At 65.2% G+C, this 23,383-nt stretch carries 11 protein-coding genes; 2 read left to right on the top strand and 9 right to left on the bottom strand.

The window, feature by feature from the left end; genetic code table 11:
* Nucleotides 1-75: 75 nt before the first annotated feature.
* The 5 genes from NE850_RS07460 to NE850_RS07480 form a co-directional block, all read right to left on the bottom strand.
* Nucleotides 76-870, bottom strand: coding sequence for an ABC transporter permease (locus NE850_RS07460; protein WP_007177198.1), 795 nt, complete (start codon nt 868-870; stop codon nt 76-78).
* Entirely contained in the window at nt 867-1,772 is a 906-nt protein-coding gene (locus tag NE850_RS07465; protein ID WP_007177197.1) for an ABC transporter permease, read from the bottom strand. Before NE850_RS07465 ends, NE850_RS07460 begins: the two co-directional genes overlap by 4 nt.
* Nucleotides 1,772-3,109 carry an FAD-binding oxidoreductase gene (locus NE850_RS07470; RefSeq protein WP_007177196.1) on the bottom strand — a complete coding sequence of 446 codons (1,338 nt, stop codon included), beginning with the start codon at nt 3,107-3,109 and terminating at the stop codon, nt 1,772-1,774. The genes NE850_RS07465 and NE850_RS07470 overlap by 1 nt, the downstream gene beginning before the upstream one ends.
* Nucleotides 3,110-3,113: 4 nt before the next feature.
* Nucleotides 3,114-3,827 (bottom strand): HAD-IA family hydrolase, encoded by a 714-nt coding sequence (locus NE850_RS07475; protein WP_007177195.1) that lies wholly within the window; start codon nt 3,825-3,827, stop codon nt 3,114-3,116.
* Nucleotides 3,828-3,910: 83 nt separating this feature from the next.
* Entirely contained in the window at nt 3,911-4,987 is a 1,077-nt protein-coding gene (locus tag NE850_RS07480; RefSeq protein ID WP_007177194.1) for an ABC transporter ATP-binding protein, read from the bottom strand.
* Between the two features lie 101 nt (nt 4,988-5,088).
* On the opposite strand from NE850_RS07480, the gene NE850_RS07485 reads away from it, so the two are divergent.
* A complete protein-coding gene (locus tag NE850_RS07485) occupies nt 5,089-6,120 on the top strand; it encodes a LysR family transcriptional regulator (RefSeq protein WP_007177193.1) in 1,032 nt (343 codons plus the stop codon).
* Between the two features lie 103 nt (nt 6,121-6,223).
* On the opposite strand, the gene NE850_RS07490 is transcribed toward NE850_RS07485, so the two are convergent.
* Nucleotides 6,224-8,902, bottom strand: a complete 2,679-nt coding sequence (locus NE850_RS07490) for a bifunctional acetate--CoA ligase family protein/GNAT family N-acetyltransferase (RefSeq protein ID WP_310698585.1) — start codon at nt 8,900-8,902, stop codon at nt 6,224-6,226.
* A 9-nt stretch (nt 8,903-8,911) separates the two neighbouring features.
* Complete coding sequence (locus tag NE850_RS07495; RefSeq protein WP_007177191.1) at nt 8,912-9,841, bottom strand: histone deacetylase family protein; 930 nt, start codon at nt 9,839-9,841, stop codon at nt 8,912-8,914.
* Between the two features lie 447 nt (nt 9,842-10,288).
* On the opposite strand from NE850_RS07495, the gene NE850_RS07500 reads away from it, so the two are divergent.
* Nucleotides 10,289-12,640 carry an HAD-IC family P-type ATPase gene (locus NE850_RS07500; RefSeq protein ID WP_310698586.1) on the top strand — a complete coding sequence of 784 codons (2,352 nt, stop codon included), beginning with the start codon at nt 10,289-10,291 and terminating at the stop codon, nt 12,638-12,640.
* 82 nt (nt 12,641-12,722) lie between these two features.
* Here NE850_RS07500 and NE850_RS07505 read toward each other — a convergent pair whose 3' ends face one another.
* Nucleotides 12,723-14,456 carry a Na+/H+ antiporter gene (locus NE850_RS07505; protein WP_007177189.1) on the bottom strand — a complete coding sequence of 578 codons (1,734 nt, stop codon included), beginning with the start codon at nt 14,454-14,456 and terminating at the stop codon, nt 12,723-12,725.
* A 173-nt stretch (nt 14,457-14,629) separates the two neighbouring features.
* Nucleotides 14,630-23,335 (bottom strand): GH36-type glycosyl hydrolase domain-containing protein, encoded by an 8,706-nt coding sequence (locus NE850_RS07510; RefSeq protein WP_310698587.1) that lies wholly within the window; start codon nt 23,333-23,335, stop codon nt 14,630-14,632.
* Nucleotides 23,336-23,383: the final 48 nt, after the last annotated feature.

Below are 23,383 nucleotides of genomic sequence, written 5' to 3' on the forward strand. Positions count from 1 at the left end.
TCGAAAAGGTCGACTCTAACGAATCGGCCCGGTCGCCAAACCCGCAATACCCAATCGGTGTCTTGAGCGAAGAAATCAGGCGCGTGCCGCGCCCGAACGGCGGCTCACCACGACGATCATTACGAGGCAGAGCGTGAGCGCGGTCAACATGGTGCTGATCGCGGCGATGGTCGGGTCGATCTCGTCGCGCAGCGTGACGAACATGCGGCGTGTGAGTGTCTGGTTCGAGCCGCCCGACACGAACAGCGCGACCACCGTTTCATCGAGTGCCTGAATGAACACGAATACCGCGCCGGAAACCACGCTCGCCTTGATCTGCGGCAGCGTCACGGCCATGAAACTACGAAAGCGATTCATGCCGAGGCTGCGCGCGACCATCTCCTGAGTGCGGTCGAAGGTCCGCAGATCGGCGCCGACCGAGATCAGCACGTACGGCAGGCCGAGCATCGTGTCGGCGAGAATCAGGCCGCCGAGCGTGTTCACGTAGCCGGCCTGCGAGTACACGAAAAACACCCCCACCGCGACGATGATGATCGGCACCATCAGCGGCAACATCAGCAATGTGCGCAGATAGCGCATGATCCAGTGGGTGCCGTTCTGGATCGCGTACGCGGCGGCCACGCCGAGCGGCGTGGCGATCAGCGCGGCGCTGATCGAAGCGGTCAGCGTCGTGCGCGCGGCGTCGATCCACGCGGGGTTGTCGAAGAACGAGTGATACCAGCGCAGCGAGTAGGCCGGCGGCGGGAAGGTCATGAAGCGCGTATCGGAGAACGACAGCGGCACGACGATCAGCACCGGCACCATCAGGAACAGCAGGATCAGCACGACGACCGCGCCGAGGACGATCCGTCCGAACGGGAGTTTGCTCATTTCGCGCCCAGGGTCTTTTCGAGTGGCACCACGCGGCTCGCGGCATAGAAGATCGCGAACACGCAGATCAGCAGCACGACGCTCACCGCGCTCGCCGCGCCCCAGCTGTTGTAGATCTCGATGTTGCGGCTCACCACCATCGACACCATGATCGACTTGCCGCCGCCCATCAGTTCGGGCGTGATGTAGAAGCCGAGGCACAGCACGAACACGAGCGTCACGCCGGCGAAGACACCGCTCATCGAGAGCGGCAGGAACACGCGAAGGAATACGTGCAGCGGCGAGCCGCCCAGGCTCGCGCCGGCTTGCGAAAGATTCGACGGGATTTTCTGCATCGCCGAATAGAGCGGCAGCACCATGAACGGCAGCAGGATGTGAACCATCGCGATCACCGTGCCGAACTGGTTATAGGCGAGTTGCACCGGCCGGTCGATCAGGCCCGAAGCGATCAGCGCCTTGTTGACCAACCCCGTGCGCTGTAGCAGCACGAGCCATGCGTAGGTACGCACCAGGACGCTGGTCCAGAACGGCAGAATCACCATGCCGAGCACGAGCGCGCTCAGCCTGGGTGGCAACGACGCGGCGAAGTAGGCAACCGGATAGCCGAGCAGCAGCGTGACGACGGTCACGATGATGCTCAGCTTGAAGGTCAGCAGAAACGTTTCGAGGTACGCGCCCGTGAACATGCGCCGGTAGTTTTCGAACGTGAAGCCGTCGTGATAGATGGACTGCCACGACAGCCACGCGAGCGGCACGACCAGCAGCACGACGATCACGAGGAGCGCCGGCGCCATCAGCAGAAGCATCGTGCGGTCCTCGCGGCGCTGATAGCACGCGGCGGGATCGGACCCGGTGGCTTGCATCGAGGTGGTGCCCTGGAGCATCCGTTTGGCGGTTGTCATCATGCACCTACGGCGTCGAGAAACTGATACCACGCCGCAACGAGTCTCACACCCGGCGCGCGCAGCGAATGAAAGGGCACGGGCCGCAAGCCGGGTGCGCCGAGCAGCGAAAGCTCGGGTGTTTCGCCGAGCGCGAGCGCGGCGGCATGCTGGCCGAGCAGGCTCGCCATCGCAACGCCTGCTCCGTTATACCCCAGACAAAAGGTCGTGGCGTCGTCGCTGCGCCCAACGTGCGGCAACGAGTTGAACGTCATGCCCACATAGCCCGACCAGCGATATTCCACGCGCACGTCCGCGAGATCCGGAAAGAGCGCGACCATCGCACGCTGCAGCGCGTCGAAGCCGCTGGTTTGCCCTTCCTTGCCGAACGCGTCGCGTCCGCCAAACAGCATGCGGCCGTCCACCTTGCGGAACCACTTCATCATGCGCCGCGTTTCGGTGTAGCTGCGGCGCTCGACCATCAGGCGCGCATCGAGTTCGGCGGAAAGGCGCTCGGTGGCGATCATCGCACTGCGAAACGGTACGAGTTCGCGCTGATATGCCGAGGTCGCCGCCGTGAGATCCGAATACGCATTGGTCGCGACGACGACCTGCTTCGCGCGCACCGTGCCGCCGGGCGTGCGCAGCGTCACGCGCGTCTCGCCGGGTGCGCGATGCATCTGCTGCACCGGCGTCGATTCGTAGATCGGCACACCGCGCAGCGTAAGGCCGCGCGCGAGTCCGCGCACGTATTCGAGCGGCAGAATGGTGCCGGCGTCCGCGCTCAGCACGCCGCCGACAAAGCCCTTCGAACCGGTCTCGTGTTCGATCTCGGCGCGCGCTTGCACGGTCATCGAGGTATCGCCGAGATTCGCGCGAACCCAGTCGGCTTCGGCGCGAATCGCGGCGAACGCAGCCTCCGTGTGAGCGCAGCGCAGGCTGCCGGTCTGTTCGAAGCGGGCGCGCGTGAGTTGGAATTCATCGACCAGCGTCTCGACCACCCGCACGCCTTCGTGCGCGAGGCGGTGCATGCGTTTCGCGGTGTCGAGGCCATGCAGCCTGTCGATCGTGGGAAACGACAGTCTGAACTTGGACGACACCACGCCGCCGTTGCGCCCGCTCGCGCCCCAGCCCACCGGGTTCGCATCGAGCACCACACAGTCGACGCCGCGCTTTTGCAGCGCATACGCGGCGGCAAGGCCCGAATAGCCCGCGCCGATCACCGCGACCTCGACCTCGAGATCGCGCGCGAGCGGCACGCCGGTGCTGAGCGCCGCACCGGCGCCGGGCGAGGCGGCGAGGAGCGCCCGCCAGAGCGAATCAGGCGGGGGCGTGTGGGATGTCGGCGGCGCGAGCATCGGCTCAGGCGGCGAGGCGTGCTTCGGCTTCGACGGCGTCCGCGAGCGCGCCGAGCGTCGCAAACTTGAAAGTCGGCGTGGTGACGGCTTCCGGCACGGGCGTGCCGCCGAAGCCTTTCACGCCCTGGCGGCGTTCGATCCAGCAGGTCGCATAGCCAAGCCGGGTGGCGACGCCGATGTCGTGATACTGGCTCTGCGCGGTATGCAGGATTTCACCAAACTTGTAGCCGAACGCCGCCTGACGGCCGCGGTTGTACGCGAAGAATTGCGGATCGGGCTTGGCGACGCCGGTTTCGTCGCAGCAGACGGTGTCGTCGAACGGGTCGCCGAGCGTGTGCGCGTAGGCCGACAGCGCCACGCGGTCCGCATTGGTCATGGCAACCAGCCGGAAGTGTTTGCGCAGACGCTTGAGCGCCGCGACCGAATCCGCGAACGCCGGCCATTCGAGTACGTCGCGCTGAAAGGCGGCAGCCGATTGCGGGTCGTCGGGCAGACCGAGTTCCCTGGCCAGCGACAGATAGACGTTCGCCATTTCATGGCTCGAACGGCCCGGATGGGCCGCACGGCCGCGCAGGTACGGCTCGAAGATCTGGTCGTCGGTCAGGTCTTTCGCGGCCGGGCCGCCAAGGCGGCGCACGGAGCCGAGTACGCCGCGCTCGAAGTCGATGAGCGTGCCGACGACGTCGAACGTCAGGACCTTGAAATCGGTGAGGTTCATGAAATCATCCTTTTGCAGTGTGCTGTGAATAGTGAATCGGGAGAGGGTTTGCCCGGACGTGGGCAGGGACTATCGGAGCGGAATCAGGCGGGCACGACAATCGTGTCCTGCGGATCGAGTACGACGTTCATCGGCGCGCCGGGCTCGGGAATGCGGCGGCGCGCGTCGTGTCCGCCGGGCTGTCTGAGGCTGATGGCGGTGCCGTCGGCGAGGGTCGCGAACACGCGCAGGCTTTCGCCCTGATACAGCACCTCGGTGACCCGGCACGACAGACGGTTGACGCCCGCGTGCGGCTCGCCGCTATCGATCACGAGCTTCTCGGTCTGCACCGCGAGCAGCAGCCTGTCGCCGTGCGGCAGCGGGTGCGCGGTGCGCAGCACCGTATCGCCGAGACGCACGGCATCGTCGCCGGCGCGCGTTACGGCGAGCAGTGTCGCTTCGCCGATGAAGCTCGCCACGAACGCGTCGCAGGGGCGGTCGTAGAGCCGCTCGGGCGTATCGATCTGCACGAGCCGGCCGTTCTTCAGCACGGCCACGCGGTCGCTCATGGTGAGCGCCTCGCGCTGGTCGTGCGTCACATAGACGATCGTCGCGCCGAGCTTGCGATGCAACCGCCGCAACTCGATCTGCATGGTTTCGCGTAGCTGCTTGTCGAGCGCGGAGAGCGGCTCGTCCATCAGGATCAGTTGCGGCTCGAACACCATCGCGCGGGCGAGCGCCACGCGCTGGCGCTGGCCGCCCGACAACTGGCCGATACCGCGATTCTCGTAGCCGGGGAGCTCGACCATCGCGAGCGCGTCGGCAACCTTCCTGGCCCACGTCGCTTTCGGCTGACGCCGCGCGCGCAGCGGAAACGCCACGTTCTCGCCCACGCTCATATGCGGAAACAGCGCGTAGTTCTGAAACACGATGCCGATGTCCCGCTTGTGCGGCGGCGCAAATGTAATGTCGCGCTCGCCGACCCAGACCGCCCCCGAACTGGGCTGCACGAAGCCGCCGAGAATGCCGAGCAGGGTGGTCTTGCCCGACCCCGAGGGACCGAGCAGCGAGACGAATTCGCCGGGGGCGATGTCGAGCGAAACGTCGTCGAGGGCCACCACGTGGCCATAACGTTTCGCTGCCGATCGGATTGAAACACCTGTTTTCGCTCGTGCGTCCATTGCGTCCTGTCTCGCTGTAGAAGCCTGCGTTAGGGAAAATATAGGTCGTGCCATTTTTGGCGGCAATTCCCAAATTGTTGGATAGGGCATAACATCAGGTCATGCCCAACCTTCGCAAAAAACTGCCTAGCGCCAACGCGCTGTTCGTGTTCGAAGCGGCCGCGCGCTGCGGCAACTTCACGCGCGCGGCGCAGGAGTTATATGTCAGCCAGCCCGCGGTGAGCCGCATGCTCTCGCGCATGGAAGACCATCTCGGCGTGCGCCTGTTCGAGCGCGTGCGAGGTGGAATCGAACTGACCGAAAACGGCAGAATCCTCTACCGGAAGATATCCGAAGGCTTCAACGGCATAGAAAGCGCGATACGCGAGATCGAGGCGCGCGCAACCGGTGTCGAGTCGGTCACGCTGTCGGTGTCCACCGCGTTCACCACGCACTGGCTGATGCCGCGCATGAGCCGTCTGAACCAGGCGTTTCCGAATGTGGACTTGCGGTTTCAACTGATCTCGGGGCGAATCGGCGGCCCGCTCGTCGACGTGGATCTCGGCATGCGCTTTCTGCGCGAGGACGAGATCGGCGAGAACAGCATGCTCGTGATGCCGGAGACGCTGCTGCCGGTGTGCAACCGCCGCTATCACGAGACAGCGGCGACCGAGGCGGGCCGCAAGCACGGCGACACGGTGATCGTGATGGACGACGGCGAGCGCGGCTGGCATGACCGGTTCGCCGCGTTCGCGGCACAGGGGCGGCACGCCGCGAGCATGCTGAGTTTCAACGACTACGCCATCGTCGTGCAGGCGGCGTTGCTTGGGCAGGGCGTCGCGCTCGGCTGGCTCAACGTGGTGTCGCATTGGCTTCTCGAAGGCGCGCTGCTGCCGGCCGAAGAGGAACTGATCGTGACGAACCGGCGCTGCTGCCTGGTGTGGCCGGAGAGTCGGCCGTTGCGGCCCGTGGCTGCCGACGTGCGCGACTGGATTCTCGACGAGACGCGCGCCGACGTGCGCGCGGTGGACCGGCAGTATCCGAAGCTGGGGCTGCGGCGCGTGCTGGCGCAGGCGGGCCTCGCGATCGGTCCGGCCCGGGATGAAGCGCGAAGCGATGCGGCGGCCCGCTCAGTCACGCCGCCAGGCGCGTGAGATATGCCGACCCACGCCGACCCACGCCGACCGACGCCGACCCACGCCAACCGCTGCGGACGACTACCGGTCAACCGGGCACGAAGGCCCGCGCACGGATTCATTACAAGGTCTTGCTGCAGAGTTTGAAATCAGGATCTTCGGCGTAGGTCTGCACATGGAAGCCGAGGTTTTTCATCAGTTTCAGCATGTTGGTATTCTTGACCAGCACGAGGCCGTCGATTTCACTCAGGCCTTTGTGGCGCGCAACCTCCATGATCGACAGCATCAGACGCGAGCCGAGTCCCTGGCCGCTGAAGTCGTCATCCACGACTAGCGAAAACTCGCAACTCGTGAGGTCGGGGTTGGCAATGTAGCGTGAAACGCCGATCATGCGCTCGGTTTCGGTGAACTCGCCGTCGCCGGTCGCGGTACGCTCCTTGCAGACCGCCACCAGCGCCATTTCACGGTCGTAGTCGATCAGCGTGTAACGCGCCAGCATGGGCACGGAAAGTTCGCGCAGCGACGACACGAAGCGGTAATAGCGCGACCGGTCCGACAGCTTGCGCACGAAGGCCTGCAGCATTTCGGCGTCGTCCGGCTGGATCGGGCGCAACGTGTATTGTCCGCCCCCGCGCATGGGCCATTCCTGCGTGTAGCTGGAAGGGTACGGCAGGATCGACAGATGGTCGTAGCTGTGCAGCAGCGGTTGCGCGTTGTCGATCACCACGCGCGCATCGACCGCCAGCGCGCCGGCTTCGTCCACGATCAGCGGATTGATGTCCATCTCGCGCAGTTGCGGCAGTGCGCACACCATCTCCGATACGCGCAACAGCACGTGCTCGATCGCCTCGCTGCGCACGGCCGGCGCGCCGCGCCACTCACCCAGCGTTTCAGCCGAACGCACCCGCTGGATCAGGCGTTGCGAGAGGAACTGGTTGAGCGGCGGCAATTCGACCGCGCGGTCGTTGATCAGCTCGATCATGGTGCCGCCCGCGCCGAACGTGATAACCGGACCGAACGGCTGATCCGTGACCACTCCGATATACAGCTCGCGCCCGTGCTTCTTGCCGGACATTTTCTGAATGGTCACGCCGTTGATCCGTGCGTCCGGCCTGAGCCGGCGCACGGTCGCGATCATGTCGTTGTAGATATCGCGCACGCTGGTGGCGTTGAGCACGTTGAGGACGACGCCCTGAACGTCGGATTTGTGCGCAATGTCGGGCGAGTCGATTTTCAGCGCGACCGGATAGCCGATCTGGCTGGCAATCAGCATCGCTTCGTTGGCGTTGTGGGCGAGGATGGTTTGCGTGATCGGAATATGGAAAGCCGCCAGCAGCGCTTTCGATTCCATTTCCGTCAGCACTTTGCGCCGTTCGGCCAGCACGCTTTCAATCAGGATGTGCGCGCCCGCCAGATCCGGTTTGGCCAGTTGCGACAGCGGAGGCGGAGTCTGCTGCAGCAGTTGCTGATTCTGATAGAAGGAGGCGATATTGCTGAAGGCATCGACAGCCGCTTCGGGTGAACGGAAGGTGGCGATGCCGGCGCCGTTGATGATTTCGCGCGCCTCGGCGACCTTCTGGTCGCCCATCCAGCAGGTCAGAAGCGGCTTGCCGATGTTGGCGCTGGCGAGCACCAGTTCCTGTGCCACCGCGGTCGGATCCACGCCCAGCTTGGGCGAATAGATCACCAGGATACCGTCCACCTCGCTATCCGCGGCGCAGGCCGCGGCGGCGGCCCGGTAGTGTTGCGGACCGGCCTCTTCGGACAGATCGAGCAGGTTGGCAATGGTCGCGAGCCGCGGCAATTGCGGCGCGAGTGCCGCGCTCGTGTCGGGCGAGAGTCGCGCGAGGACGAGGCCCAGTTCGGTGAGCCAGTCGACGGCCAGCACGCCGGGCCCGCCGCCATTGGTCACGATCGCCAGCCGTGAGCCGACCGGACGATAGCGCGAGGCAAGACACTTCGCGGCGGAAAACAACTGGGCGAACGATCTCACGCGCACTGCGCCGGCGCGGCGCAAAGCCGCATCGAAGACCTCGTCGCTGCCGATGATGTTGCCCGAATGGGTGAGCGCCGCCTGCGACGCAGCGGCCTTGCGGCCAGCCTTGAGCACCACCACGGGCTTGGTAATGGCCGCCGCGCGCAGGGCGCTGAGAAACCGGCGCGCGTTCGTGATGCCTTCCATGTAGATCACGATGCTATGGGTGGCCGGGTCGGTTGCGAGGAAATCCAGGGTTTGCGCGAGATCCACGGCGGTATTCGGCCCGAGCGATACCACGGTCGAGAAGCCGACTGCATTCTTGTCGGCCCAGTCGAGTATCGAAGAGGTCAGCGCACCCGACTGCGAAACGAGGGCGAGCGGTCCCTGCTGCGCCAGCGGTCCCACGACGCCGACGTTGATGTTCAGCCGTGGGCGTTGATAGCCGAGACAGTTCGGCCCTAGCAACTGAATGCCGTGTTTGCGCGCAATGGCGTGCAGATCTTTGGCATGCGCCTGATCGACACCGGTTGAAATGATCAGTGCCGCCTGGCATTGAATACGTCCGGCGACTTCCAGAGCGGACGGCAACTCGTCGTCCGGCAGGGCGATGACCGCCAGATCGGCGCGCGAATGGGCCAGTTCGCCGAGCGTGCCGGTCATGCCCACGTCGAGAAACGTGACCGGTCCGGCGAAGCCGCTCTCCCGTATCAGGGCGCTCACGGCCCGGCCGTAATGGGTTTGACTGTCCGGTTCGTCGGCCTTGCCGACGAACACCACGATCGAGTTGGGGGAGAACAGCGGCGTCAGGTAATGTTTATCCATGAGATGCGCTCAGCAATCCATACCAATGAGTTCTCTCACATGCGCGGCCACGCCGCGTGCGAGCGACGAGAGTTCGTAGCCGCCTTCGAGGCAGGACACGATACGCCCCCTGGCGTGACGCCTGGCGACGTCGACAAGACGCTCGGTGACCCACGCATAATCCGCTTCGACGAGGCCGAGGTTGCCCATGTCGTCTTCACGATGACCGTCGAAGCCGGCTGAGATGAAAATCATCTCCGGCCTGAACGCTTCGAGCGCCGGCAGCCATTTCTCGGTGACGGCCGCGCGGAATACGTCGCCGTACGAGCGCGTGGGCAGCGGCACGTTCACCATATTGTCACCGCGAGGCTCGTTACCGCAGAACGGGTACAGCTTGTCCTCGAAGATCGAGCACATCAGAACCCGTGCGTCGGCGTGGAGAATGTCTTCGCTGCCATCGCCGTGATGAGCGTCGAAATCGATCAGCGCCACGCGCGCGAGTCCATGCACGTTCAGCGCATGCCGGATGCCGACCACGACGTTGTTGAAGAAGCAGAACCCACCCGCCGCCGCATATTTCGCATGGTGTCCCGGCGGCCTGATGTTGCAAAAGGCGCAACAGGCGTCGCCGGCAAGTACCAGATCGGTCGCCAGCACGGCCGCGCCGGCCGCACGCAAGGCCGCCTGGTACGTATAAGGGTTCATGCTGGTGTCGGGATCGACACGCACGTAGCCTTCCAGCGGAGCCATGTCGGCAATGCCGCGGATATACGGCAGGGAATGCGCCTGCGCGAGCTGCTCCTCCGTTGCCAGCGGTGCCTCGTACGTTTGCATGCAGTCGAGCAGGCCTTTGATCAGCAACATGTCGTGAATCGCGCCGATGCGATCGGGCGACTCGGGATGCATGTGTCCCATTTCGTGTTTGACGCAATCGCGATGCGATATATAGGCGGGTAGCATTCTGGTTCGACCGTGGTGACACTGGCTGCTGCCAATAGGCACCTGCACAGGCTGCCAGCAGCGTTCTTTCTGCACCCTCGCGTCACGCTGCTGTAAGGCCTCGCCGTGCGAGGGGAGATGGCTCTATCAGGCGCCGCACATCGCAGTGACGGATTGATGCAAATCAACGAACAAACGGGCCTGACGACGTTGATTGCAGCCTGGCGCGGCCGCGGATTGCGTTTCGCCAAGTTCGTCATACCGATCCGGTGAGCATGCCTGAAAATATTCGCCGGAAGGGACGCGTTGCGGACTGACCTGTATCAACAGGACGCGCCCATGACCTCCTACGATTGTTCTGTCTTTTGGCGCTGAACGGCGCGGTCCGGGCGCGGTCCGGTATGCAAGCTTCGTTGGCTGGAGGCGAGGGCGGCTGCCTCCTTTTCTACCAACCTCAACTGGTTTGCGATGAGTTCCTTACCTGAAACTTCTGAACACAGTGTCGAAGATCGGCCATCCGGCGGTTTGACAAGCGACGAAGCGCAGCGCCGGCTGAAAGTTTTCGGCCCGAACGGTGTGCCCGACACGGCGACGTCTCCGTGGAGCCGCGCATTGGGCAAGTTATGGGCGCCGGTGCCGTGGATGCTGGAAGCCGCAATCGTGCTGCAGCTCGTGCTGGGCGAGTACGTCGAAGCCGGCGTGATCGCCGCGCTCCTGATATTCAACGCCGCCTTGGGCTTCTTCCAGGAGAGCCGGGCGCAAGCAACGCTCGACGCGCTCAAGTCCCGCCTCGCTCTGGTCACACCGGTCCGACGCGACGGCGCATGGAAGACGGTGCCGGTCGGGCAACTGGTGCCGGGCGACATCGTGAAGCTTTCGCTTGGCTGCATTGTGGGCGCCGATGTCCGCCTGATCGAAGGCGAGGTGCTGCTCGATCAATCGACCCTCACGGGCGAGTCTCTGCCCGTCGAAGGCGGTCCTGGGTTGCAGACTTACGCCGGTGCGCTCGTGCGGCGCGGCGAAGCGGTTGCGGAAGTCACCGCAACGGGCAGCCGCACGAAATTCGGCCAAACCGCCGAGCTGGTTCGTATCGCCCGCGTTCCCAGCTCGCAGCAGCAGGCCGTGATGCGGGTGGTGCGAAATCTTGCCATGTTCAATGGCGTGATCGTTCTCGTGCAGATCGGCTATGCGGCCTCGCTGCGGATGCCGCTGGTCGAGATCGTGCCGCTCGCACTCACCGCTATCCTGGCAGCGATTCCCGTGGCGTTGCCGGCCACCTTCACGCTCGCGACCGCCTTGGGCGCCAGGGTACTCGCGAAGCTGGGCGTTCTTCCCACCCGCTTGTCCGCGATCGATGAAGCGGCCTCGATAGACGTTCTCTGCGCCGACAAGACGGGCACGTTGACGCGCAACGAACTGGCGGTGACCGCGGTGCACGCAATGCCGGGTTTCGATGAGCCGCATGTGCTCGCGCTTGCCGCGCTGGCCAGCTCCGAGGGCGGCCAGGACCCGGTCGATGCGGCGATCCGCAACGCGTCCCGGCCCGCTTGCGCGGCGGATTTGCCCAGGCTTGTCAGGTTCGTGCCGTTTGACCCGGCGGAAAAGATGTCCGAGGCGCTCGCAACGGATAAGGACGATCGCACAGTTCGCATTGTCAAAGGCGCGTTCGCGCGTGTAAGTGCCCTGACGCAATCGTCGCCGGAAGCGGCCGTCGCTGAGCAGGCTCTCGAAGCCAAAGGATTTCGCGTATTGGCGGTCGGAGTCGGCGCTCCGGATGAGCTCAAGGTGGCCGGCCTGATCGCGTTGAGCGATCCGCCCAGAGACGATTCCGCGAGGCTGATCACGGACCTGCTCGGAATGGGCGTGCACACCGTGATGGTGACCGGCGATGCCGTGGCGACCGCCGGCGTAGTAGCCCATACGGTCGGGCTCGATGGCGCGGTCTGTCCGCCGGGGCCGCTCCCCGAGCAATTGCGTCCGGAAGAGTTTGCCGTTTTCGCGGGCGTGTTCCCCGACGACAAGTTCCACATCGTCAAGGCGTTCCAGAGCGGCGGCCATATTGTCGGCATGTGTGGCGACGGCGCGAACGATGCCCCGGCGCTGCGTCAGGCGCAAATGGGAATTGCCGTCTCGACGGCCACCGATGTCGCCAAGTCGGCGGCCGGTATCGTGCTGACCGAGCCGGGCCTGGGCGGTGTCGTTGCCGCGGTGCGCGAGGGGCGGGTCACTTTCCAGCGCATCCTCACCTACACGTTGCGATCGGTGACGCGCAAAATCGATCAGATGCTGTTCCTGACGGTTGGCCTGATCATGACCGGCCATGCGGTCCTGACACCGATGCTGATGGTCGTGCTCATGACAACCGGCGATTTCCTCGCGATGTCGTCGACGACAGATAACGTGCGGCCGTCGTCCAGGCCCAATGCCTGGCGGATCAACAACCTGACGATCGCGGGCATTGTGCTGGCGTCCTGCAATCTGCTGTTTTGCAGCTCGATCCTCGCCCTCGGCAAGTTCTGGCTGCAGCTGGGCACCGGCCAGTTGCAAACGCTCGCGGCGGTCATTCTGGTGTTCAGCGGCCAGGCGGTCCTGTACGTGGTACGTGAACGCCGGCGTCTGTGGAGTTCCCGGCCGGGACGGTGGCTGATCGTGTCGTCGATTGCGGACGTGTCGATCATTGCGACCCTGGCAACACGGGGAATACTGATGTCGCCGATACCGCTGCAGTGGATCGGCGCCATGTTGGGCGCGGCCATCGTCTTCGCATTCGTCCTGGATTTCGTGAAGGTGGCCGCGTTTGCCCGTCTGAAGATGGTATAGGGCTTCGCGATCGCGTTTACGATGTAGTGCGGCCTCAAGAGTCGACTTCATTCATTGCGCCGGCATCGAAGCGTCGCAACCCTCACGTGTCCTGCTTCACGGAATCGCGTGCGCCTGTCAAGCCTGCCGCCCGGCGAGCCACATCGAGCCGTTTGCGCAGCGAGGCTTCGGCGAGGTCGAGTTCAGCGACCAGACTGCGCAGCGATTCGTCGTTGATACGCTGTTCATGCCTTTCCGCGTAAAGCGCATTGCGTTCGACGTGCAGCGACTTCAGGCGCAATTCGAGTTCCACCACATAGCGATGACGGCGCTGGCGAACCACGTCGGGGGCTTCCGCAAGTGCCTCGGGTGTAGCGGGCGGCGCAGGATCCTCCAGCAGATCGATGCGTTTGCGATACTCCTGGGTCAGGCGCCCAGCCGATTCCTGATACTGCGCGAGCCATTGCGGATCGACGGATTCCGCCTGTTCCTTGCCGAGCACCATGCTGGCGATCGCGGCTTTACAGGCGGCGACCCGCGCACGGCGTTCCTCCCGGGCCGATGCCGGCTCGCCACCCGCCGGCATGCGCTTGAGAACCAGCGGCAGACCGATGGTCCCGACCACCAGCGTGAAGAGAATCGTGCCCGTCGCGAGGAAAATCAGCAGGTCGCGGGCCGGAAAAGGTGCGCCGTCGTTGAGCAGCAGTGGCAGCGAGAGAGCGCCGGCGAGCGTCACCGCGCCGCGGATGCCGGCCAGCGTGCTTGCAAGCGTCAGCAGGTACGAGGGCTTCTCGACCAGTTTCCCTTCCGCATGCGCGCGCCACAGGCTGCCCTGGACGCCGAGCGTCAGCCAGATCCAGCGCAGCAACAATAGCGCCGACGAGATGGCGACCGCGTAACCCGCGAGAATCCACCATTGATGGCCGGCTTCCCGCAACGGTGTCCCGATGATGGACGGTAACTGCAGGCCGAGAAGCAGGAAGATCGCGCCGTTGAAGGCGGATTCGACCATGGTCCATGTGCCTTCCGTCTGCATGCGTTCCGCCACGAACTCGCTGCGATCGAGATCGGCGAAATTCGTCATGACGCCGGCGGCCACGGCAGCCAGAATGCCCGAGACGCCGAGCCGATCGCCCACGATATAGGCTGCGAAAGGCAGCAGCACCAGCAGGAGCGCCATCTGGGTGGCGGCCACGTCGCCCAGGCGCCGCGTCACGGTGTCGCGTGCCACGGAGAAGCCCCAGCCGATGAGCGCTCCCGCGCCGATTCCGCCGAAGGCGATCCAGATGAAGTCCCGCGCGACATGGGTCCACGAGAACAAGCCGGTGAGCGTGGCCGCAATGGCGAACTTCAAAGCCACCAGGCCCGATGCGTCGTTCAATAGCGACTCGCCTTCCAGCACGCGCATGGTCTGCGAAGGCATGCCCAGATTGCGCGTGATCGCCGAGACGGCGACCGCGTCCGTGGGGGACACCACGGCGGCGAGCGCGAACGCAACTGTCAGCGGCATCTCCGGGATCAGCCAGTGGATCAGATAGCCCAGGCCGACCACGGTGAACAGGACGAGGCCGAATGCGAGCTTTAGTATGGGCTTGTAAAGCGCGAAGAATTCGCGCTTCGGAATACGCCAGCCATCGGCGAATAGCAGTGGCGGGATGAACAGGAGCAGGAACAGATCCGGGTCGAATACGATGTGCAGACCCTGACGAGGCCAGGATAGCGCGGCCCCGAGAAGAATCTGGATCAACGGCAGGGGAATGGTGCGGATGTAGCGGGAAGCGACGCCGGTAAGCGCCCCTAACATCAGTACCAGGAGTACGGTTTCAACGGTGTGCATCGGCAGACTTTAGCAAGAATGGACTTCGTCTGTTTTCTGGACGCCTTCACTGCGCACCGGGACGTGCTAACGCAATGGGTCAGTCATGATACGGTGAAAAACATGCAATCCTGATTCGCCGGATGCTCGGGAGCCTCGTTGAGCATACGGCGACGTGAGATTTGCGGGCCTGGTCAGACCTTGAAAACCGACCCCGTGCGGCCGAGGGTGACGGTGACGGTATGCGTTGCACCGTCGTCGATGAGCCGCACGTCTACATTACCGGGTTGCCGCTGAGCGCCGTCCACCAGCACGTCAATCACACCGCGGCTCACCCCGTGCGGGTTTCGCACGGCAATGTCATAGCGGCTCGCGCCGTAATGCAGAACGGCGGTGAAGCCGGGCCATGCTCCCGGCACACACGGCTGAATCGACAATACGTCGCCGTGTCTGCGAATTCCCAGAATGCCCTCCATACCCGCGCGATACATCCATCCGGCCGATCCCGTGTACCAGGTCCATCCGCCGCGACCCACGTGCGGCGCGACTGAATACACGTCGGCGGCGACCACATAAGGTTCGACCTTGTAGCGGTTCACGGCACTCCGGGTGCGGCCGCGATTCACCGGATTCAGCAGCGCGAATAGCTCCGCGGCCCGGTCGCCGTCGCCCATCTGCGCGAACGCCAGCACCGACCACATTGCAGCATGAGTATATTGGCCGCCATTTTCACGCACGCCCGGCGGATAACCTTTGATATAGCCCGGGTCGAGCACCGTGCGGTCGAAGGGCGGCGTGAACAGCAGCGCGAGGCTCTCGTCGCGGCGGATCAGGCGGCGGTCGAGTTCCGCCATCGCCTGTTCGGCCCGCCCGGGACCGGCCGCGCCCGACAGGACACTCCACGATTGCGCGATGGCGTCGATCGAGCATTCGTCGTTGCTGCTCGAACCGAGCGGCGTGCCGTCGTCGAAATAGCCGCGCCGATACCATGCGCCGTCCCAGCCCGCGTTTTCCAGCGCGATCTTCAGTTCGGCGGCGCGCCCGGTCCAGCGATCCGCCCGCGCGTCGTCGTTTCGCTCGCGCGCCAGCGGCGCGAAATTCGTCAACGCCGCGATCAGAAACCAGCCGAGCCAGACACTTTCGCCGCGCCCGGCTTCGCCCACGCGGTTCATGCCGTCGTTCCAGTCGCCCGTGCCCATCAACGGCAGGCCGTGGGCGCCGAACAGTTCGAGACTCTGGTCAAGCGCCAGCGCGCAGTGCTCGAACAGCGTCGCGCCGAGGTCCGACACCGTCGGCACGAAGTAGGCATCGTATTCGTCCTGGCCGAGTGTGCGTCCTTCGAGAAAGGGCACGTCGACATCGAGAATCGCGCGGTCTCCGCTCACGTCGACGTATTGCGCTACTGAGTAGGCCAGCCACGCACGGTCGTCGGAAATGTGCGTGCGCACGCCGTCGCCGCCTTGCGGCAGCCACCAGTGCTGCACGTCGCCCTCGCGGAATTGCCGTCCCGCCGCTCGCAGCAGGTGCTCGCGAGTCAACTCGGGACGGACGGCGGCGAGCGCCATGCCGTCCTGCAACTGATCGCGAAAGCCGTAAGCGCCGCTTGCCTGATAGAAGCCCGCGCGCGCCCAGATGCGACAGGCGAGCGTCTGATACAACAGCCAACGGTTGAGCATCAGATCCATCTCACGGTCGGGCGTTTTCACCTGCACGGTGCCGAGCGTGTCGTTCCAGAACGCCGCTACGGTGGCGAGCACGGCGTCCAGATCCGCTGCGCGATAGCGCTCGATCAACTGGCGCGCGGCGTCGGCCGAGTCCGATTCGCCCAGCAGAAACACCACCGACATCGCCTCGCCGGGTTCGAGTTCGATCGTGGTGAGGAGTGCCGCGCACGGATCGAGGCCCGCACCGATCTTGCCCGACAGTGTCGCGTGGCCCGCGCTGCCGGAAAGCGCAGCGGGCTCGCTCAGGTTGCCATTGCGACCGACGAATTCACGCCGGTCCGCGCTCCACGACGTCTGCACGCCGTTCATATCGGCGAAGGCCACGCGGCCGCGATAGGTTTGCGACCAGTCGTTGCGCGCGAACAGCGCGCCGGTGGCCGCGTCGATTTCGCTGACGGTATGCGGCGCGGCGATGCTGCGCGACGCCCCCAGCGCCCATTCCACATAGGCCGTCACCGAAAGCCGTCGGGTTCTGCCGGATAGATTGCGCAAGGTCATCCGGGAGATTTTCAGCGGGTCATCGAGCGGCACGAATTGCAGCAGTTCGAGTGCGATATCGTGAGCGGTGTGCGTGAAGCGGCTGTAGCCCTGACCGTGACGGGCGATATACGGCGCCGCGGCGGGCGAGTTGTCGCGCAAAGGGTTCGCAAGCGGGCCAAATAGCGCACCCGTGTCGTCGTCGCGAACATAGAACGCTTCCGAAGCCGGGTCGCTGACCGGGTCATTCGACCATGCCGTCAACTGGTGCTCGCGGCTATTCGACGCCCATGTGTAGCCGCTGCCTTCCGCCGACACAAGAAAGCCGCAGTGACGATTGGCAATTACGTTGACCCACGGCATTGGCGTGCACTGGCCAGGCCCCAGCACGACGACGTACTCGCGGCCGTCATCGGCAAAACCGCCCAGACCGTTGAAATAGTCGAGCCCGGCTTCCACGCGAACGGTTTTTTCCGGAATCTGCGTGAGCGTCGGCTCAGGTGTGCGTTTCGGTCGCGGCAAGGCGCTCGTGGGCGGCCTCGCGACACGCTTTAACTGATCCGCCAGACGGCCATTGCGCGCCGCCAGTACCGCGCGGGCGACAACCGGAAACAGCGCGCGGGAATCGGCCGACATCAGGTCTGCGCGCAGTACGAAGATTTCGCCGCGCGCGGTGCCGTCGGGTGCGGACCGCTGCCCCGAACGCACCAGCGTTTCCAGTGCGGTCTGCAAATCCTGCACGTATGAAGCGGCGCGCTCGTTGATGATGACGAGATCGACCGCGAACCGTTTCATGCGCCAATAGGCATGCGCATGCACCAGTTGCTGCACCAGCGCCATGTGCTCGATATCGTCGATACGCACCAGCAGGATCGGCAAATCGCCCGATACGCCATGCTTCCACAGCGGGACGGCGCCCGTACCGCCGGCCGCCGACACTTGCGCCGCGCCGCGCAGCAAGGCGGCCGAGGCCGGTCGCATCGACGGGTCGCTGTATAGCATGTAGCTGGCCATGCGCTGGAACTGTACGGCCTCGTCCGCCGTCACGCCGTTATGGCGCAGTTGCACCTGCGCCTGAGTCCACGCCAGCATGGTCGCCCGCGCATACGACGCATCGTCGCGATGCTTGTCGACCAGGTCCAGCAAACGGGCGCGGGAGTCGGCCACGATGGTCCAGAACGCGACACTCGCGGTGGCGCCCGGCGCGATGGTCAGCCGCCGGCGTATCGTGAATGCGGCATCGAGCACGACGCCCGCTGAATTGCTCAATGGCCGCGCCTCGACCAGGCCGCGCGGCGAACGAACCTGCCGGCCGCGGCCGACAAAGCGCGCGCGATCGGTCTCGATCTCGACGGCGCCGAGCGCATGTCCGTCGATCACCGCGAGATGAGCGGCCCACACTTCCGGCTCGTCGGGCGCGCGACGGCGCCGGGTCGCGAGAATGACATTGATCTCGGGGAGATACTCGGTTTCGACGAACAGTTTGCTGAACGCCGGGTGAGCCTGGTCGGCGGCCTGGGTCGCCAGCGCGAGTTCCGCATACGACGTGAATTCGATGGTGCGTGCGTGCACGCCACCGTTGGCCACCGACACACGGCGCACCTCGGCGTCGTCTTCGGCGGAGACCATCACGTCGAGCGAGGTGGTCAGCGTACCGTCGAGCCGGACGAACTCGGCGCGGTCTTCCGTGAACGTCACGTCGTAGCTATCCGGGCTCATGCCAGCGGGTTGCCATGTGGCCGACCAGAATTTGCCGCTGTCTGTATCACGCAAATAGACGTAGCTGCCCCAGTCGTCGCGGGTGGCGTCCTCGCGCCAGCGCGTGATCGCCAGCTCGCCCCAGCGGCTGTAACCAGATCCGGCGGCGGTCAGCATGACCGCATAGCGTCCGTTGCTCAACAGATGGGTCGCCGGCGTGGGCGTGTCCGCGGACCGCAGATGCCGCGCCACCGCCGGTTCGACACCGCGCGGACGGCCGGCGCCGCGCTCTTCGTCGACACGCGAATGGGCCACCGCGACCCGTCCCGGCATGCGCTCCTGGAGCAGCAGCTCGGTCGCCTGAACGGCCGGTTCCGCATGGAAAAACTGGCGGATGCGGCCCGCCAGCAGCGCATTGGCGATCGACACGATCGACATGCCCTGATGGTGCGCCATGAAGGCGCGCACGATGGCGACCGGCTGTCCCTCCGGTACACGGGCGGGCGTATAGTCCAGCGCCTCGTAAAAGCCGTAGCGTCCGTTCGCGCCTGCGGTAGCCAGCCGCTCGAAATTGCGGCTGGCGGCCGCCGGCGAAACCATCGCGGCCAACGCAGTCGCATACGGCGCGATCACGGCATTGTTGCCGAGGCCGCGCTTGAGCCCGAGGTCCGGAATGCCGAAGCTGGAATACTGGTAAGTGAATTCGAGGTCGCGCGCGTTATACGCCGATTCGGAGATGCCCCACGGCGAGCCTAGCGTCGAGCCATAGGCGATCTGCCGCCGCACCACCAGCGCGTTGGTCCGCGCGATCAGGCTGTTGGCCGGCGCGCACATGACGAGCGACGGCATCAGGTATTCGAACATGGAGCCGGACCACGACACCAGCGCGGCGCCGCCGGCAACCGGCGTCGCCACGCGTCCGAGCCGGAACCAGTGGCGCGCGGGAATATCGCCTTTCGCAATGGCGACGAAGCTCGCGAGCCGCGCCTCCGACGCCAGCAGATCGTAGCTGCTCGGATCGAGCTTGCCGTCGGCGACCGCGTAGCCGATCGACAGCAAATTGCGCAGGGGGTCGAGCAGAAAGCCGAACTCCATTGCGTAGGCCATCTGCAACGTGGCGTCGATCAGTCGCGCGAAGCGCTCGCGCAACGCAACCGCTCCTTCGGACGCGCACGCCAGATCCCGGCAATGACCGCGAAGCGTGCGCTCCAATGCGTCCGACCAGAACAGCGTGTCCTGGTCATGGCCGCCCTGGTTGGGTTGACCGGATACGGCCGGCTTGATTCCGACGAGCGCGCGCGCGGCGTTCGTCACCGTGGCGGCGAGTAGTACCACGGTCGGCCAGACCGGCCCGGCGCCCAATGTGCCGTTGGCGGGCGCTGCGGTTTTCACGCCGTCGAGTGCCGTTCGCAGCGCTGCCGCCGCCTGTTCGAACTCGCGAAGCGTCGCGGCTCGCAGCGGATCGGCGCGCCCGCCGCATACGCTTTCGCTCAGTAGCGCAAGGCAGTCGTCGATGCCGGCGAACGCAACGGCGCTCTGTGCATCTGCAGGCTGGGCCGACCACGCACGGCATGCATTGCCCAGTGCGATCAGATGGCCGGCAAGGTTGCCGCTGTCGACGGAGGAAACGTACTTCGGGTCGAGCGGCCGCAAATCCTGGGTGTCGTACCAGTTGTAGAAATGCCCGCGATAACGCGGCATACGCTCCATCGTGGCGAGCGTCGCCTCGAGGCGTTCGACGGCGTCGAGCGTGCCGATCCAGCCGAACTCGCGGGCGCTCACCGTCGCGAGCAGATAGAGCCCGAGATTGGTGGGCGAGGTTCGATGAGCGATGACCGGTCGCGGGTCTTCCTGGAAATTGTCCGGCGGCAGCATCTGGTCGGCGGCCGTGACGAAGGTTTCGAAATAGCGCCACGTACGGCGTGCATGGCGGCGCAGTTGTTGCGCGTCCGCGGCGCTGACGTCGAGGTCGCTGGCCGGGTGCGGCGCCAGACTCGACCAGTAGGCCAGCAACGGCGAGGCGAGCCACAACAGGACGAAAGGCAGGCCGACCCATGCGCCGAGGTTACCGGTTTGCGTCGCCACGAGCAGGATCGCCAGACCTGCCGCGAGGGCCAGCGCAATCCCGCCGGACATCCGCGTATAGGTACTGGGCAGCGTCAGACGTCCGCGCGCGCTTGCCTCGGCGGCGGTGGTCCATTCCAGCAGATGGCGGCGCGTAACCAGCAGGCGGAACAGCGTGCGTCCGATCGCGTCGCTCATGGACCAGGTTTGCTGCGCGACAAAAGCGATCGACATGGCGCAGCGCGCCAATGCAAGCCGCAGGTCCGCCAGCCACACACCGAGCAGGCTGCGCGCGGTCATTTTCACATGTGCCCGCTGCCAGCGCGGCACCAGTGCGCTCAGCGTGGGCAGTAGCACGGGCACGGCAATGGTTGCGAGCACGAAGCACGTCCAGAGCAGCGCGTCGCTGAACGGCAGGGTCCACCCGGCGAGTAATGCAATGAAGGCCGCCGGCGCTATCAGCGTTCGGCGCAGATTGTCCAGCATCTTCCAGCGGCCGGTCGCCAGCAACGCCCGCGCGGGGAGCCGCCGCACACTGACGAGCCACGGCAGCAACTGCCAGTCGCCGCGCGCCCAGCGATGCTGCCGCGCTTCGGAGACGTCGTAACGCGCGGGGAATTCTTCAACCACTTCGATATCCGAAGCGAGTCCCGCCCGTGCAAAGATGCCTTCGAACAGATCATGGCTGAGCATCGTGTTTTCCGGCACGCGGCCCGCGAGCGAAATCTCGAAGGCGTCGATATCGTAGATGCCCTTGCCCGCGTACGACCCTTCGTCGAACAGATCCTGATAGACATCCGAAACCGCCGCGACGTACGGATCGATTCCGCTCGGACTCGACGACACCCGCTGGAACAGCGAGCCTTCCGCGCCGACCGGCAGCGAAGGCGTCACGCGCGGCTGCAGCACGCCATAGCCTTCGACGATGCGCTGACTCGCGGGATCGAATACAGGACGATTGAGCGGATGAGCCATCTTGCCGATCAGGCGGCGCACCGTGTCGCGCGGCAGGCGCGTGTCGGCATCGAGCGTGATGACATAGCGCACGTTCGGCGGCGTCGCGAGCGTCTGTCCGGGCGGCGCGATGAACGACGTGTCCGGCGCGCCGCGCAGCAGCCGGTTCAACTCGTGCAGCTTGCCGCGTTTGCGTTCCCAACCCATCCACCGGTCCTCTTCGGCGTTCCATAGCCGCCGCCGGTGCAGCAGCATGAAACGCTCGTGTCCGTCGGTGCCGGGATGCCGGCGATTAAGCCCGGCGATGCCCGCGGCGGCCGCGGCCAGCAGTGCGTCGTCGCCTTCGGCATGCGCATGCGGCGCGTCGGTCCAGTCGGAAAGAAGCACGTAATAAAGCTCGCCGCCCGCGCTCGCCAGGTGATGAATCTCGAGCCGCTCGATCTGCGCCGCCAACGCGTCGGGCGTGGTCAGCAAGGTCGGTACGGCCACCACGGTGCGCAGGCTTGCCGGGATACCGTCGCGTAACGCGAGCCCTGGCAGGACGATTGCTCCGACGTTGCGCATCACGCTGCGATTGACGATTGCCACCGCGAGATCCACGGCGGGCAGCAGGCCGGCGAGCGCGAGCCAGATCCATATGCCTGGATAGCGCATCGGGCCGCCGAGCCATGTGACCATGCCGGCCAGCAATAACGCGGCCAGCAACAGGATGCGGCCGAGATAGCCGGCAAGCCCGGCGCGGCGGGTGAAGCGGTGCAGCCATACGGACACGGGCGGCCGGTAGCCGATCGACGCTTCGAGCGCGTCACGTCCGCCCGCCAGCAGGTGGTAGCCCGGATCAGCCTCGCGAGGTGGCGCCTCGCTCGCGAGACCGGCCGCATTGCGTGCGGCGCGATCTGCGGCGATCTGGGCGGCCGCGACGGCACGCCGCGCGATGTCGAGTTCGGTGAAACGCGAGCCGCGCGCCAGTACCTCGATCGAACCGCGATAGAGGTTGCGCGTCGCGAAGTCCATCTGCACGAAGATGGGATGCGTGCGCAATACCTCGTCGACGGGACTGATCCGTTCGAACAGTTCGGTCCAGTCGACATCCGAGATCAGGCGCATGCTCGTGATCACGTTGCGCACGGTCACGCTGGCCGCGCCCTGTTGCTGATGTACGTCGGCCACGATCCGGTCGGGCGTGGTGTGCTGCCCGGCAAGGCGTTCATGCAGCCACACGACGGCCGGCGTCACGTCGGGGTCGTGATCGTGCAGGCGCTGGATCAATTGCACCGCAAAGTTATCGCTCAACGCCGAGCCGCCGAATTGCGCGAACAGTGCGGTCGCCGGTTCCGGCGCACGCCCGCCCACGCCGAGCAGACGATCGGCCATTGCATCGGCATCGAGACGCGCAGTGCGGCCATGATCGATCTGGTCCGCGAGACGCCGAAGGTTTTCGATCAGCACGATGCGCAACGTGATCGCCACGGCCCACAGTTCGCCGATCGTCAACGGTTGAACCGTCTGATAGGCGTGCACGAAGCGGCACAACTGGTCGGGATCGAAGCGGCTGTCGGTGTGGGCAACGAACGCCCACGCGAGGCCGAATACGCGCGGGTAGCCTGCGAACGGCCCGCCGCTGAGCTTGGGCAATTGCCGGTAATAGCTCGGCGGCAGATCGTCGCGGATTTTACCGATCTGTTCGTCGACCAGGTAGTAGTTGTCGAGCAGCCATTCCGCCGCCGGCGTGATGGCCTCGTCGTTGGCCGCGGCGGCGAGCGTCGCCTTGTACGCCTGCATCAGGTAGTGGGCGTTGTCCTTCAGGCGGCTGGTCAGCGAACGGCCGCGCGGTGCGCCGGGCGAAATATTCTGTGCATCGGCGAGGCTGCGCGCATGTTGAGCGAGCCGTTCCTCGCCGAATAGTTCTTCACGGATCGGTTCGTGACTATCCCACGGGGAAGGCAGGTCGCGATTCCCTGGACGGCGTGAAAAAACAGACATCGAGAAGCCTTATTTTGAGCGTGCGGATACGATCGGACCATCGCGTGC

Origin of the sequence: Paraburkholderia sp. USG1, assembly GCF_031570135.1 — a bacterium.
GTDB classification, from domain to species: Bacteria; Pseudomonadota; Gammaproteobacteria; order Burkholderiales; family Burkholderiaceae; genus Paraburkholderia; species Paraburkholderia dioscoreae.

Bases quoted from the DNA above. Each gene is read 5' to 3' on its own strand.
- NE850_RS07460 (WP_007177198.1), bottom strand. From the start codon at position 870: ATGAGCAAACTCCCGTTCGGACGGATCGTCCTCGGCGCGGTCGTCGTG.
- NE850_RS07465 (WP_007177197.1), bottom strand. From the start codon at position 1,772: ATGACAACCGCCAAACGGATGCTCCAGGGCACCACCTCGATGCAAGCC.
- NE850_RS07470 (WP_007177196.1), bottom strand. From the start codon at position 3,109: ATGCTCGCGCCGCCGACATCCCACACGCCCCCGCCTGATTCGCTCTGG.
- NE850_RS07475 (WP_007177195.1), bottom strand. From the start codon at position 3,827: ATGAACCTCACCGATTTCAAGGTCCTGACGTTCGACGTCGTCGGCACG.
- NE850_RS07480 (WP_007177194.1), bottom strand. From the start codon at position 4,987: ATGGACGCACGAGCGAAAACAGGTGTTTCAATCCGATCGGCAGCGAAA.
- NE850_RS07485 (WP_007177193.1), top strand. From the start codon at position 5,089: ATGCCCAACCTTCGCAAAAAACTGCCTAGCGCCAACGCGCTGTTCGTG.
- NE850_RS07490 (WP_310698585.1), bottom strand. From the start codon at position 8,902: ATGGATAAACATTACCTGACGCCGCTGTTCTCCCCCAACTCGATCGTG.
- NE850_RS07495 (WP_007177191.1), bottom strand. From the start codon at position 9,841: ATGCTACCCGCCTATATATCGCATCGCGATTGCGTCAAACACGAAATG.
- NE850_RS07500 (WP_310698586.1), top strand. From the start codon at position 10,289: ATGAGTTCCTTACCTGAAACTTCTGAACACAGTGTCGAAGATCGGCCA.
- NE850_RS07505 (WP_007177189.1), bottom strand. From the start codon at position 14,456: ATGCACACCGTTGAAACCGTACTCCTGGTACTGATGTTAGGGGCGCTT.
- NE850_RS07510 (WP_310698587.1), bottom strand. From the start codon at position 23,335: ATGTCTGTTTTTTCACGCCGTCCAGGGAATCGCGACCTGCCTTCCCCG.